This window comes from Delftia lacustris (assembly GCF_040267515.1).
In the GTDB taxonomy this organism is placed as follows: Bacteria; Pseudomonadota; Gammaproteobacteria; order Burkholderiales; family Burkholderiaceae_C; genus Comamonas; species Comamonas tsuruhatensis.
The window spans coordinates 6,851,663-6,864,420 of record NZ_CP141274.1 but is presented as its reverse complement, the minus strand read 5'-3'; the positions used below and the strand labels follow the sequence as shown (position 1 = coordinate 6,864,420).

At 70.2% G+C, this 12,758-nt stretch carries 9 protein-coding genes; 2 read left to right on the top strand and 7 right to left on the bottom strand.

The window, feature by feature from the left end; genetic code table 11:
* Positions 1-204: 204 nt before the first annotated feature.
* Both trpE and U6958_RS32830 read left to right on the top strand, forming a co-directional pair.
* On the top strand, positions 205-1,704 hold the full coding sequence (gene trpE, locus U6958_RS32835; RefSeq protein WP_074923568.1) for an anthranilate synthase component I: 1,500 nt from the start codon (positions 205-207) through the stop codon (positions 1,702-1,704).
* Complete coding sequence (locus tag U6958_RS32830) at positions 1,701-2,051, top strand: chorismate mutase (protein ID WP_074923569.1); 351 nt, start codon at positions 1,701-1,703, stop codon at positions 2,049-2,051. The genes trpE and U6958_RS32830 overlap by 4 nt, the downstream gene beginning before the upstream one ends.
* Before the next feature lie 13 nt (positions 2,052-2,064).
* On the opposite strand, the gene U6958_RS32825 is transcribed toward U6958_RS32830, so the two are convergent.
* The 7 genes from U6958_RS32825 to U6958_RS32795 form a co-directional block, all read right to left on the bottom strand.
* The gene (locus U6958_RS32825) at positions 2,065-3,312 is read right to left on the bottom strand and encodes an acetate/propionate family kinase (protein ID WP_074923570.1); all 1,248 of its coding nucleotides are present in this window, start codon (positions 3,310-3,312) and stop codon (positions 2,065-2,067) included.
* Positions 3,309-4,769: a bifunctional enoyl-CoA hydratase/phosphate acetyltransferase gene (locus U6958_RS32820; protein WP_074923571.1), complete on the bottom strand. Its 1,461-nt coding sequence runs from the start codon at positions 4,767-4,769 to the stop codon at positions 3,309-3,311. Before U6958_RS32820 ends, U6958_RS32825 begins: the two co-directional genes overlap by 4 nt.
* Positions 4,766-7,075 (bottom strand): DUF3141 domain-containing protein, encoded by a 2,310-nt coding sequence (locus tag U6958_RS32815; protein WP_074923572.1) that lies wholly within the window; start codon positions 7,073-7,075, stop codon positions 4,766-4,768. Before U6958_RS32815 ends, U6958_RS32820 begins: the two co-directional genes overlap by 4 nt.
* 137 nt (positions 7,076-7,212) lie before the next feature.
* Positions 7,213-7,722: a hypothetical protein gene (locus tag U6958_RS32810; protein ID WP_074923573.1), complete on the bottom strand. Its 510-nt coding sequence runs from the start codon at positions 7,720-7,722 to the stop codon at positions 7,213-7,215.
* 53 nt (positions 7,723-7,775) lie between these two features.
* Entirely contained in the window at positions 7,776-8,906 is a 1,131-nt protein-coding gene (locus tag U6958_RS32805; RefSeq protein ID WP_017405871.1) for an ABC transporter permease, read from the bottom strand.
* A gap of 1 nt (position 8,907) precedes the next feature.
* The gene (gene rbbA / locus U6958_RS32800; RefSeq protein WP_074923574.1) at positions 8,908-11,664 is read right to left on the bottom strand and encodes a ribosome-associated ATPase/putative transporter RbbA; all 2,757 of its coding nucleotides are present in this window, start codon (positions 11,662-11,664) and stop codon (positions 8,908-8,910) included.
* Positions 11,661-12,752 (bottom strand): HlyD family secretion protein, encoded by a 1,092-nt coding sequence (locus U6958_RS32795; protein WP_012202692.1) that lies wholly within the window; start codon positions 12,750-12,752, stop codon positions 11,661-11,663. The genes rbbA and U6958_RS32795 overlap by 4 nt, the downstream gene beginning before the upstream one ends.
* Between the last annotated feature and the right edge of the window lie 6 nt (positions 12,753-12,758).

Sequence of the window (12,758 nt, the reverse complement as noted above, 5' to 3'; positions counted from 1 at the left end):
TTCATCGCATGTTCATTGCAGGTTGTGGAGACCGGGGAGCCTGGCCCTGGCGCAAGCCTGTCCAACTGAACAGCTGAAGCACCCGGGGCGCGACCCGGCGTGCACCCGAGGCCCTACGGGCCAATCGAATGAATCGGCGCAATCCATGCGCAGCCCGCACCCACATCAGGTCTGCCAGCGCCACGCAATCCGGAGTCTTTCCCCGTGATCACCGAACTCGAATTCAAGAGCCTTGCTGCGCAGGGCTACAACCGCATCCCTCTGATGGTCGAGGCGTTTGCGGATCTCGAAACCCCCCTGTCCCTCTACCTCAAGCTGGCCCATGCGGGCGGTGACGGCAAGCACAGCTTTTTGCTGGAGTCCGTGGTGGGCGGCGAGCGCTTCGGGCGCTACAGCTTCATCGGCCTGCCTGCACGCACGCTGCTGCGCGCCAGCGGCTTCGGCGATGCGGCATGCACCGAGGTGGTGACCGATGGCCAGGTGGTGGAGACGGCCAAGGGCAATCCGCTGGAATTCATCGCTGCCTACCAAAAGCGCTTCAAGGTGGCGCTGCGCCCGGGGCTGCCGCGTTTTTGCGGCGGGCTGGCCGGCTACTTCGGCTACGACGCCGTGCGCTATATCGAGAAGAAGCTGGAAGATTCCTGCCCGCCCGATACGCTCAACTGCCCCGACATCCTGCTGCTGCAGTGCGAGGAAGTGGCGGTGATCGACAACCTGTCGGGCAAGCTGTACCTGATCGTCTATGCCAACCCCGGCGAGAGCGAGGCCTATACGCGCGCCAAGAAGCGGCTGCGGCAGTTGAAGGATCTGCTGCGCTACTCGGTCAGCGCGCCGCAGATCAAGGCCGGCGAGAGCCACCCGGCCCAGCGCAGCTTTGCCAAGGAAGACTACCTGGCGGCCGTGGAGAAGGCCAAGGAGCTGATCGCCGCGGGCGACTTCATGCAGGTGCAGGTGGGCCAGCGCATCCACAAGCGCTTCACGGCCAGCCCCTTGAGCCTGTACCGCGCGCTGCGTTCGCTCAATCCCAGCCCCTACATGTACTACTACCACCTGGGCGATTTCCATGTGGTGGGCGCCAGCCCCGAGATCCTGGTGCGCCAGGAGAACACGGGCGAGGGCCAGAAGGTCACCATCCGCCCGCTGGCCGGCACGCGCCCGCGCGGCGCCACGCCCGAGGCCGACAAGGCCACCGAAAAGGAGCTGGTGGCCGACCCCAAGGAACGCGCCGAGCACGTGATGCTGATCGACCTGGCGCGCAACGACATCGGCCGCATCGCCAAGACGGGCAGCGTGAAGGTGACCGAGGCCTTTGCCGTGGAGCGCTACAGCCACGTGATGCACATCGTCAGCAACGTGGAGGGCATTCTGCGCGACGGCATGGACAACATGGATGTGTTCAAGGCCACCTTCCCGGCCGGCACGCTGACGGGCGCGCCCAAGGTGCATGCCATGGAGATCATCGATCAGCTGGAGCCGACCAAGCGCGGCATCTACGGCGGCGCCTGCGGCTACCTGAGCTTTGCGGGCGACATGGACCTGGCCATTGCCATCCGCACGGGCGTGATCAAGGATGGCACGCTCTACGTGCAGGCCGCCGCCGGCGTGGTGGCCGATTCCGTGCCCGAGATGGAATGGAAAGAGACCGAGCACAAGGCGCGCGCACTGATGCGCGCGGCCGAGCTGGTGGAGGAAGGACTGGAATGAGCACGGACCGCGCCAAGCAGGCCATTGACCTGGTGCAGCACTGCACCGACATGCTGGATGTGCGCCGCAATGTGGATGCGCTGGACGATATGCTGGTGCCGCTGCTGGTCACGCGCATGGGCTACATGCAGCAGGCCGCGCGCATCAAGGCCGATGCGGCCCAGGTGCGCGACGAGGGCCGCATCGAGGCCATCGTGCGCCGCGTGCGCGAGCGCACGGCCGCCGAGGGCGGCCAGCCCGACATGATGGAGGCGGTGTACCGCCACCTCATGGAGGAATGCATTGCCTACGAGCACCGCGAGTTCGCGCGGCTGCGCGAAGGCGGTGCGCAGGACGATCGTTCCTAGGGCCTGTTCACACTCATGCGGGGATCGCGTTGCCCGGCAGCCAGCGCAGCGCATGGCGCGCCGCCACCCATTCCTCGTTGGTGGGCTCCACGCCCACGGTGACGGCGCTGCCGGTGGCCGAGATCACGGCCGCATCGCGCGCATTGGCCTCGGCGTCCAGCCGCAGGCCCAGAAAGCCCAGGCCCTCGCACACGCGCCGCCGTATCTCGGCGCTGTGCTCGCCCACGCCTGCGGTGAACACCAGCAGGTCCAGGCCGCCCAGCACGGCGACCAGGGCGCCGATCTCGCGCACGATGCGCCGCACGTAAAGCGCCAGCGCGTCGCGGGCACGCTCGGCCCGGGCATCGGCGCCTGATTCCAGCGGCAGCAGCACGCGCGGCTCGGACGAGGTGCCCGAGACGCCCAGCAGGCCGGACTCGTGGTACAGGATGCGGCCCACTTCCTGCAGGCTGAGCTTTTCGATTTCCATCAGGTAGATCACGGCGCCGGGGTCCAGCGCGCCGGTGCGCGTGCCCATCATCAGGCCGTCCAGCGCAGAGAAGCCCATGGTGGTCGCCACGCTTTGCAGGCCCCGCATGGCGCACAGGCTGGCGCCGCTGCCCAGGTGGGCCACCAGGGTGCGCCCGAGCGCCAGGTCGCCATGGCGCTCGGGCAGGGCGGTGGTAATGTATTCGTAGGACAGGCCGTGGAAGCCGTAGCGGCGCAGCCCGCGTTCCCAGGCCGCATGCGGCAGGGGCAGCAGTTGCTCGACCTTGGGCAGCGTGTGGTGGAAGGCGGTGTCGAAGCAGGCCACCTGCACCAGTTCGGGCCGCTCGCGCAGCAGGATGTCCATGGCCTCCAGCGCAAAGGGCTGGTGCAGCGGCGCCAGCGGGATGAAGGCCTTGAGGTCGGCCAGCACGCCGGCATCGACGCGCACGGGCTCGAAGTAGCGGCTGCCGCCGTGCACCACGCGGTGGGCGATGGCGGCCACGCGGGCGCCGTCCAGCTGCGCCAGGCGCGCGGTGATGCGCTCGCGGATCAGCTGCAGCGCGGCGCGGTAGGGGTGGGCTGTGTCCAGGGTGATGGCAAAGGGCGGCACGCCGCTCTCGCCGAAGTCGGGCGCGGGCCCGCCTATGCCCTGGACCTTGCCGTTCCACAGCGGCTTGCGCGGCAGCGGGCGCTGGGCACCGTCGAAGACGGCGAACTTGATGCTGGACGAGCCGCAGTTGAGCACCACGACCAGTTCGCGGGCGGGGGAGGATGCGGTGTGGGCAGGGATCATGGCGGCGAGTTCCGGTAGCGGTGGGCCAGCAGCAGGGCGATGGCACAGGAGGCGATGCGCGAGGCGCGGCTGTCGGCGCGGCTGGTCAGGATCACGGGCACCTTGGCGCCCATAACGATGCCGGCGCTGGCCGCCTCGCCCATGTACATGAGCTGCTTGGCCAGCATGTTGCCGCTTTCCAGGTCGGGCACGACCAGGATGTCGGCCTGGCCCGCCACGGGCGAATCGATGCCCTTGGTGCGCGCGGCGGCCATGGACACGGCGTTGTCGAAGGCCAGCGGCCCGTCGAGCACGCCGCCTGCGATCTGGCCCCGGTCGGCCATCTTGCACAGCGCGGCGGCGTCCAGCGTGGCCGGCATGTGCGGGCTCACGGTCTCCACGGCGGCCAGGATGGCGACCTTGGGCTCGGGCACGCCGATGGCATGGGCCAGGGCGATGGCGTTGCGCACGATGTCGGCCTTTTGCTGCAGGTCGGGCGCGAGGTTGATGGCCGCATCTGTAACGATGAAGGGACGCGGGTAGTGCGGCGTCTGCAGCACGAAGCAGTGGCTCACGCGGCGCTTGGTGCGCAGGCCGGCGGCGGCGGCCACGACCTCGGCCATGAGTTCGTCCGTGTGCAGGCTGCCTTTCATGATGGCCTCGACCTCGCCGCAGGCGGCCAGCTCGGCGCCGCGCGTGGCGGCGGCATGGCTGTGCGGCACGTCCTCGATGCGCAGGCCGCCCAGGTCCAGCCCATGCTCGGCCGCCACGGCCTCCAGCCGTGCGCGCGGGGCCACCAGCACGGGGTCGATCAGGCCTTCGCGGCGCGCGTCCAGCGCGGCCGAGAGGCTGGGCTCGTCGCAGGGATGGACCACGGCCACGCGGATGGGCGGCAGGCCGGCCACATGGGCCAGCAGGCGCTGCAGGCCGTCGCGTCCACCGGCCTCCAGCCGGATCTCGGGCAGGCTGGTGCGCTGGCGCTCGATGTGGCGCGCAGGCGCATGCACCGTGGCCTGGCCCTCGATCACGGCGGCGCCATGCTGGTTGGTGCAGGCCACGGCCAGCGTGACCTGGCGCTGCTCGGCCTGCTTGGCCAGCACCTCCACGCGCACGGTCAGCCGGTCGCCTGCGGCCAGCGGCGCCAGAAAGCGCAGCGTCTGGCCGACCAGGGTGGTGCCGGGGCCGGGCAGGCGCGTGCCCAGCACCGAGGCCAGCAGCATGCCGCCCCACATGCCGTGGGCGATCAGGGCGGTGTCGTCATCGTCGGCGCCGGCAACCGTGCCAGCGCCGGCAGCGGCACCGGCACCGTCGGCCACGGCCGCGCCCGACAGGGCGGCGAACAGGCGCAGGTCCTGGGTGCTCAGCGTGCGTTCCAGGCTGGCGCTGTCGCCCACGTCCAGCTCGTCGAAGCTGTGGTTGCGCAGCAGGGCCAGGTCTTCGGGCGGCAGGGCCGCATCGGAGGCAGGGGAGAGGTTCATCGCTTCTTTCGGGTGCCTGTGTGCGCGCGGCTGGCCGGTGCGCTCGGGGTGGGCCTGGCGGCCGGGGCTTCGGGTGGGGCCGCTTCCTGGGGGGCCTCCCTGGCCTGCGCCACCTCCAGCGCCTGCACGAAATGCGCCATGGCCTGCAGCAGGCGCTGGTGCTCGGCATCGCTGAGGTTGCCGCCCTGGTTGGCCAGTTCGTCCACCGTGGTCATGCCCCAGCGGATGTCGGCCGCCGGCGAGGCGGCCAGCAACTGGGTGATGGCGGCCATGGCGGCGTCGGGCTCGCGCTGCATCAGCAGGGCCTGGCGGCGCACGATGCGGCGGAACTGCGCCATGTCGGGCGGCACGCCGCCCAGGTGATCCTGCAGCAGCCGCCAGGCGTGGCGGAAGTGGCGTTCATCGGCCTCGCCGCGTGCGCGCAGCACGTGGAACAGGGCGCGGATGACGGCCTCGTACAGCCCGCCCTGGGCCACGCTTTCGTGCAGCCGCGCCAGCTCCTGGCACATGTACTGGCAGTGCTCGGGCGATTCGCCCGGGTGCGGGCGCGGCGGGCCGTCGTCCTGGCGGCTTTGGCCGGCCAGGGCCTGCACCAGAGGCGAGCCATAGATGGCGTGGAACAGCCGCGCCTGCATGGCGTCGCGCTGGTCGCGGTAGGTGTCCAGCATATGCACCACGGCCTGCGACATGGCCTGCTGCGCCTTCAGGAAGGGGTTGTCGGGCTCGACGGGGTGGCGGTCCTCGCGCGCCTGCTCGGCGGCCTGGGCCACGGCAGGGGCCAGCGGGTGGGAGTCCGACCAGTATTCATAGCCCACGCGCAGCGGATGCATGGCCTGCAGCCAGCGCGCCGACAACGGCGTGGACAGGGCCTGCACCCAGGGCTGCACGGTGTTGCGGTACAGGGCGAGGTTGATTTCGGAGACGCGGGCGGCGGCGGCAAAGTGGCGCTCGCTTTCGGGGTCGGGCCGGACGATGTCGCGCACCTCGGCCAGGTCGCTGCGGCGGATCTTCATCAGGTAGGCCGCGTCGGTCAGCTCCTGCGGCGGCACGCCGGCGGGGCGGTCGGCGATCTCGGCGCGGTAGATGCCGGCGGGCAGCAGGTCGATGATGTCGATGTGCGCCGCGAACTCGCGGTGCTCCTTGCGGCCCACGGCGCCCGAGACAAAGATGCCCAGGTGGCCGATGCTGTCGTGCGTGGCGAAGACGATGGTCTGGTCGTGGGCGGCGATGTCCTCGTCGTCGCGGTACAGGTCGGTGATCCAGCCCAGGGCCTGGCCCGGCGGCGTGATGTTGTCGCCATGCGAGCAGAACACCACGATGGGCGAGCGGATGTTGCGCAGGTCGATGCGCACGCCGTCCGAGGTCGTCAGCTCGGCCGTGGCCAGCCGGTTGCCGATGAACAGGTTGTCCACGATGTACTGCATCTCGCGGCCTTCCAGGAAGACATAGCCGCCCCAGTACTTCTCGAAGCCCAGGTAGCGCGGCCCCTCGGTGTCCACGTCGGCATAGACCTGGTACTGCTTTTCCCACAGCGAGTTGGCGGGGTTGAGGTTCTCGAAGTTCTGCACCAGCCAGGCGCCGTCGAAGCGGCCCGCACCCAGGTCGCTGGTCAGTGCCGTCACCCAGCTGCCGCCCATGAGGCCGCCGCCGTAGCGCATGGGGTTGTCGCCGGCCCAGTACGACAGCGGCGCACCGGCCACGATGATGGGCCCGAACAGCTCGGGCCAGACGGCGGCCGTCATGAGGATCTGCCAGCCGGCCTGGCAGTTGCCGATGACGGCGGGCTTGCCCCGGCTCTCGGGGTGCAGCTCGGCGACCTTGCGCACGAATTCGGCCTCGGCGCGCATCACGTCCTCGACGGTCTGGCCGGGCACGGGGTCGGGCAGGAAGCCCACGAAGTAGCAGGGATGGCCGGCCTTGAGCGCGGCGCCGATCTCGCTGTCGGGCTTGAAGCCGCCGATGCCCGGGCCGTGGCCCGCGCGCGGATCGACGACGATGAAGGGGCGCTTGGCCGGGTCGATGACCGTGCCCTCCATGGGCGCGATGCGTGCCAGCCCGTAGTTGACGGGACGCGGCAGCTCCAGGCCGGACATCACGATCTCGGCCTGGAAGCTCAGCACATTGGGCACTTCCTCGGCCAGGTGGGCGCGGTACTGGTTGCCGCGCTGGCGCCGGATGTCGGCATACAGCAGCGTGCGCTGCCAGGCATCGGTGGCGTACTGTGCAGCTGCCTGCGACAGCTTCATCGGATCGCCCCACATCCCTCCCACGTCCACGGTGCCGTGGCTCTGCAGGTTCTCGTTCATCTGGCCCACTCCTTTACCGGCATGTCATGCCCTGCTCTTAGATTGCGTGTGATTGCTTGTGGCTGGGTGCGGATGGCCGCCCCGCGCCCATGCGGCCCCGCACCTGCGGGACCGCGTGGCGGCTTCCTTGGGGGCCGTCAGCCCTGGGCTGTGGTGTCGCGGGCCGTTTCGGCGGCGGCTGCCGCAATGGGCTGCTGCGCCGCATGGGCGGGCTGGGCCACGGACTGCACGGCCGAGGTCCAGCGGGCGAGCAGGTCGCTCCACGGCACGGCGGTGTCGGCCGCGCCCTGGGCGCCGCCGCTCAGCGTGGCTGCCACCTGCTGCTGCCAGTCGTGCACGGCCTGCTGCACGCCCTGGGCCAGGGTCATCTGGCTGGCCATGGCGGTCTGGGCCAGGGCCTGGGCATGGCCCATGCGCAGGTGGGCGTGGCGCCAGAAGGCCTGGGCGGGCAGGGTGGCCAGCTCCTGCCAGCTGCTGGTCTGCTGCACGCCCTCGATCTCGTTGCCGGTCTCGGCGATGCGCTCGGGGCCGTTGCGTGCGGCATGCTCCAGCCATTGCTGGCCGCTTTCCTGCAGCAGCCGGCTCAGGTGCAGCTGCAGTTCGAGCTGGGCCTTGAGCAGATGGAGGGGAATGGTCTGTGCGCTCATATGGAACTCCTTGCTGGTTGACGTGGAAAGATGCCTTGGCGGCGGAACGAAACTCAGGCCATCTGGCCGATGGTCTTGCGAAAGCGGGCGAGCGTGAGGGCGAACAGCACGGAGCCGATGGCGGCCAGTGCGAGAAAGGGCTTCCAGACCACGTCCAGCCCCGCTCCGCGGTAGAGGATGGCCTGCGACAGCTCGACAAAGTGGGTGGTCGGCGCGGCCAGCATGATGGTCTGCACCAGCTGCGGCATGCTTTCGCGCGGCGTCATGGCGCCCGACAGCAGCTGCAGCGGCAGCAGCACGAGCACCAGCAGCATGCCGAACTGTGGCATGTTGCGCGCCAGCGTGGCAAGGAAGATCCCCAGCGACGTTGTGGCGAACAGGCACAGCGCGGCCCCTGCCAGGAACAGCGGCTGAGAGCCTTCGATGGGAACGCCCAGGGCGCCGCGCACCACGAGGTTGAGCGAGGCAAATGCGGTGACCAGCACGACCAGTCCCATGGACCATATCTTGGCCAGCATGATCTCGGTCGGTGTCACCGGCATGACCAGCAGGTGCTCCACCGTGCCGTGTTCGCGCTCGCGGATCAGCGCCGCGCCCGTGAGGATGATGGACAGCATGGTCACGTTGTTGATGATCTGCATCAGCCCGCCGAACCAGACCTTGTCCAGCGCGGGATTGAAGCGCGCGCGCACCACCAGGTCCACGGGCAGGGCGGTGGCGCCCCGAAAGCGCCGCACGAACTCGCTGACCTCGGCCGAGACGATCTGCTGCACATAGCTGTTGCCCGTGAAGGCCTGGCTCATGCGCGTGGCGTCCACGTTCAGCTGCAGCTCGGGCGCGCGGCCCGCCAGCACGTCGCGCTGGAAGTTGGGCGGGATGTTGAGCACGAAGGTGTAGGTGCCCGAGTCCATGCCCGGGTCCATCTGCGTGCGGTCGATCATGGCCGGCGGCGCGAACTGCGGCGGATAGAAGGCGCCCGCGATGCGCTGCGACAGCGGCGAGCCGTCCTCGTCCACGATGGCGATGGGCGCGTTGTGCAGGCTCTCGGGCATGGCCGTGGCCGCCGTGTAGATGGAGACCGTGAACACATAGGCGATGAGCACCAGCAGCACGGGGTCGCGCCACAGGCTCCACAGCTCCTTGACGCCCAGCCGGTAGATGTTGGAGAAAAGGCGGGTGCGCATGTCAGCTCTCCTGCTTTCTGGTCAGCGCAATGGCCAGGCCCAGGATCGCCGGCACGGACAGCAGCAGCGGCCCGAACGAGCCGGCCAGCTCCCGAAAGCCCAGCGCCTTGCTGAACACGCCGCGGCTGATGGCGATCATGTGGCTGGCCGGATAGACCTCGCCGATGGCGCGGCCCACGCCCTCCAGCGAGGACACGGGGTCGACCAGGCCTGCGAACTGCGTGGTGGGGATCAGCGTGCCGATCAGCACCAGGAACATCGAGGCGATCTGGCTGCGCGTCAGCGTGGAGGCCAGCAGGCCGAAGCCCGTGGAGGCGCCGCTGAAGATCAGCGCCGCCAGGGCCAGCGTGGCAAAGCTGCCCGTCACGGGCACGCCGAACAGGGTGACGGCCATCAGGCACATCAGCAGGAAGTTCAGCATGGCCAGCACCACATAGGGCAGTTGCTTGCCCAGCAGGAATTCGGTGCGCGTGACCGGCGTGACGTAGAGGTTGGTGATGGAGCCGCTTTCCTTCTCGCGCACCACGGCCAGCGCCGTCAGCATGGCCGGCAAAAGCAGCAGCAGCAGGGGCATGACGGCCGGCACCATGGCCGGCAGGCTGCGCACGTCGGGGTTGTAGCGAAAGCGCGTCTGGATGTCGATGAGGCCGGCCGGCGCCACGCCCAGGCGCTCGCGCGCCTGCTCGGTCAGCCAGTGCTGGTGGATGCCCTGCAGGTAGCCGCGCACGGTCTCGGCGCGCGTGGGCATGGCGCCGTCGAACCAGGCGCCCACCTGCACGGAGCCGCCGCGCAGCACATCGCGCGCAAAGCCCGGGGGGATCTCGATGGCCAGGGTCAGCTCGCCGCTGCGCATGCGGCGGTCCAGTGCGTCGTAGTCGGTCAGCGGCGGCTGCTCGATGAAGTAGCGCGAGCCCGACAGGCTCATCGCATAGCTGCGGCTGATGGTGGTCTGGTCGCGGTCCAGCACGGCAAAGCGCAGGTCCTCCACGTCCAGGCTGATGCCGTAGCCCATCACGAACATCAGGATCAGCGAGCCCACCAGGGCCAGCGTGGCGCGCACCGGGTCGCGCTGCAGCTCCAGCGCTTCGCGCCAGACATAGCTGAGCATGCGCTGGGCGCTGAAATGGCGGCGGCGCGCAGCGTGCGTTTCCACGGCAGCGGGGGCGGCCGGTGCGGCCTGCTGTTCCTCGGCCGGGGCCTCGCCGCCACCGGCCTCGACCAGGTAGCCGATGAAGGCTTCCTCCAGCGTGGCCGCGCCGCGCTTGGCCACCAGGCGCGCGGGCGTGTCGCTGTCCAGCACCTTGCCCGCATGCATCATGGACATGCGGTCGCAGCGCTCGGCCTCGTTCATGAAGTGGGTGGAGATGAAGATGGTCACGCGGTCGCGCCGCGACAGCTCCACCAGCAGGCGCCAGAAGCCGTCGCGCGCCACGGGGTCCACGCCCGAGGTGGGCTCGTCCAGGATGAGCAGCTCGGGCTTGTGCACCATGGCCACGGCCAGCGACAGGCGCTGGCGCATGCCCAGCGGCAGGCCGGCCGGCAGGCTGTGCTGTGCGGCCTGCAGGTCAAAGCGCTGCAGCATCTCGGCCACGCGCGCGGGAATGTCCGCCTCGGGCACGCCGAACAGGCGCGCATGCAGCACCAGGTTCTGGTGCACGGTCAGCTCGCCGTACAGCGAGAACGCCTGGGTCATGTAGCCCACGCGGCGGCGCGTGTCGATGTCGCGCGGGTCCACGGGCTGGCCGAACAGCCAGGCCTGGCCCTCGCTGGCCGGCAGCAGGCCGGTCAGCATCTTCATGGTGGTGCTCTTGCCGCAGCCGTTGGAGCCCAGGAAGCCGAAGATCTCGCCGCGGCGGATGCGGAAGGACACATGGTCCACGGCGACGAAGTCGCCAAATCGCATGGTCAGGTCCCTGGCCTCGATGGCGATGTCGTCCTCGCCGCCCTCGGGCAGGGGGGCGATGGTCACGGGCGCATGGCCGCGCTTTTTCTCTTCGGGCAGCAGGGCGATGAAGGCCTCTTCCAGCGAGCGGCTGCCCGTGCGCTGCAGCAGCTCGGCCGGCGTGCCCGTGGCCAGCACGCGGCCCTCGTCCATGGCCACCAGCCAGTCGAAGCGCTGGGCCTCGTCCATGTAGGCCGTGGCCACCAGCACGCTCATGCCGGGGCGCTGGCGGCGGATGCGCGCGATCAGGTCCCAGAACTGGGCGCGCGCCAGCGGGTCCACGCCCGTGGTGGGCTCGTCAAGAATGAGCAGGTCGGGGTCGTGGATCAGCGCGCAGCACAGGCCCAGCTTCTGCTTCATGCCGCCCGACAGCTTGCCGGCTGGCCGCTCCAGGAATTTGCGCAGGCCCGTGGCCTGGGTGAGGTCGTCGATGCGCCGGCGCCGCTCGGCCGCGTCATGGCCGAACAGGCGCGCGAAGAACTGCAGGTTCTCCTCCACCGACAGCGTGGGATAGAGATTGCGCCCCAGGCCCTGCGGCATGTAGGCCACGCGCGGGCAGACGGCCTCGCGGTGCCGGCGCTGGGCCATGTCGCCGCCCAGCACCTCGACGCTGCCTTCCTGGATCTTGCGTGCCCCGGAGATCAGCGCCATGAGGCTGGACTTGCCCACGCCGTCCGGCCCGATCAGGCCGACCATGCGGCCTTCGGGAATGTCCAGGTCGATGCCCGCCAGAGCCTCGACCTGGCCATAGCGCTGGTGCACGCCCTTCAGGCGCACGACCCAGCCGCTGGCATGGGGCGTCGTGCTCTGGCTCATTGCGCGGGCTGGGCTGGCAGCTTGATGGCCAGGTTGGCGGGCCACTCATGGCTGGCATCGGTGCGCAGCCAGGCCATGCCGGGCACGCCGGTCTTGACCTGTTCCAGATGGCGGCGCAGCAGCTCCGGCGGGATCTGGGCGCGCACGCGGAACATCAGCTTCTGGCGCTCGCTGGCGGTCTCCACGGTCTTGGGCGTGAACTGGGCCTGGCTGGCGACGAAGGAGACGCGGGCCGGGATCACGTACTCGGGCGCGGCGTCCAGCACCAGGCGCACCTCGCTGCCCAGGGCGATGCGGCCGGCGGCGGTCTCGGGCACGAAGAAGGTCATGTAGACATCGGACAGGTCCAGCAGGTTGAGCACGCGCCCGCCTGCGCCCAGCACCTCGCCGGGCTGGGCCACGCGCAGCTGCACGCGGCCGTCGCGCGGGGCCTTGAGCACGCCGTCGTCGATGTCGGCCTGCACGCGCGCCACCGTGGCCGTGGCCGCCTGCACCTGGGAGCGCACGCCGACCACCTGGGCCTCGGCCGCCTTCACGGCGGCCTGGGCAGCGGCGGCCTGGGCACGCGTGGCGGCCAGCGCCGCCTCGCTGCCGCGCACGCGGGCGCGGTCGTCATCGAGCTCCTGCACCGAGGAGGCACCCTCGCGCGCCAGCGTTTCCGAGCGCTTGAAGCGGCGCTGCGCGGCGTCCACCTCGGTCTCGCGCTGCACGATCAGGGCCTGGGCGGCGGCCAGGTCGCTGCGGCGCAGGGTGACCTGGGCCTCGGCCGCGGCCACGCTGTGCTCGGCCTGCTGGCGCATGGCGTCGGCTTCCTGGCGCTGCGCGCGCAGGGTGTCGATCTGCATGCGCGCCACGGGCTGGCCGGCCTGCACGAAGTCGCCCTCGCGCACCAGGATTTCCTCCACGCGGCCGGGCAGCTTGGTGGAGATGTCGATCTCGGTGGCCTCGACCCGGCCATTGCTGCCGACGAAGCCCTCGCCCGGGCCCTTGGGCGTGAAGGTCTTCCAGGCCCACCAGGCCACGAGGGCCAGGACCGCCACGGCGGCGATCGGCACGATCTTGTTCTTCAGAGAGGTGTTCTTGTCCATGGGCGG

What these genes read in the sequence shown, in the direction of transcription:
- U6958_RS32815 (WP_074923572.1), bottom strand. Translation starts at nt 7,075, where the DNA reads ATGAACGAGAACCTGCAGAGCCACGGCACCGTGGACGTGGGAGGGATG.
- U6958_RS32830 (WP_074923569.1), top strand. Translation starts at nt 1,701, where the DNA reads ATGAGCACGGACCGCGCCAAGCAGGCCATTGACCTGGTGCAGCACTGC.
- U6958_RS32805 (WP_017405871.1), bottom strand. Translation starts at nt 8,906, where the DNA reads ATGCGCACCCGCCTTTTCTCCAACATCTACCGGCTGGGCGTCAAGGAG.
- U6958_RS32810 (WP_074923573.1), bottom strand. Translation starts at nt 7,722, where the DNA reads ATGAGCGCACAGACCATTCCCCTCCATCTGCTCAAGGCCCAGCTCGAA.
- U6958_RS32825 (WP_074923570.1), bottom strand. Translation starts at nt 3,312, where the DNA reads ATGATCCCTGCCCACACCGCATCCTCCCCCGCCCGCGAACTGGTCGTG.
- U6958_RS32820 (WP_074923571.1), bottom strand. Translation starts at nt 4,769, where the DNA reads ATGAACCTCTCCCCTGCCTCCGATGCGGCCCTGCCGCCCGAAGACCTG.
- rbbA (WP_074923574.1), bottom strand. Translation starts at nt 11,664, where the DNA reads ATGAGCCAGAGCACGACGCCCCATGCCAGCGGCTGGGTCGTGCGCCTG.
- U6958_RS32795 (WP_012202692.1), bottom strand. Translation starts at nt 12,752, where the DNA reads ATGGACAAGAACACCTCTCTGAAGAACAAGATCGTGCCGATCGCCGCC.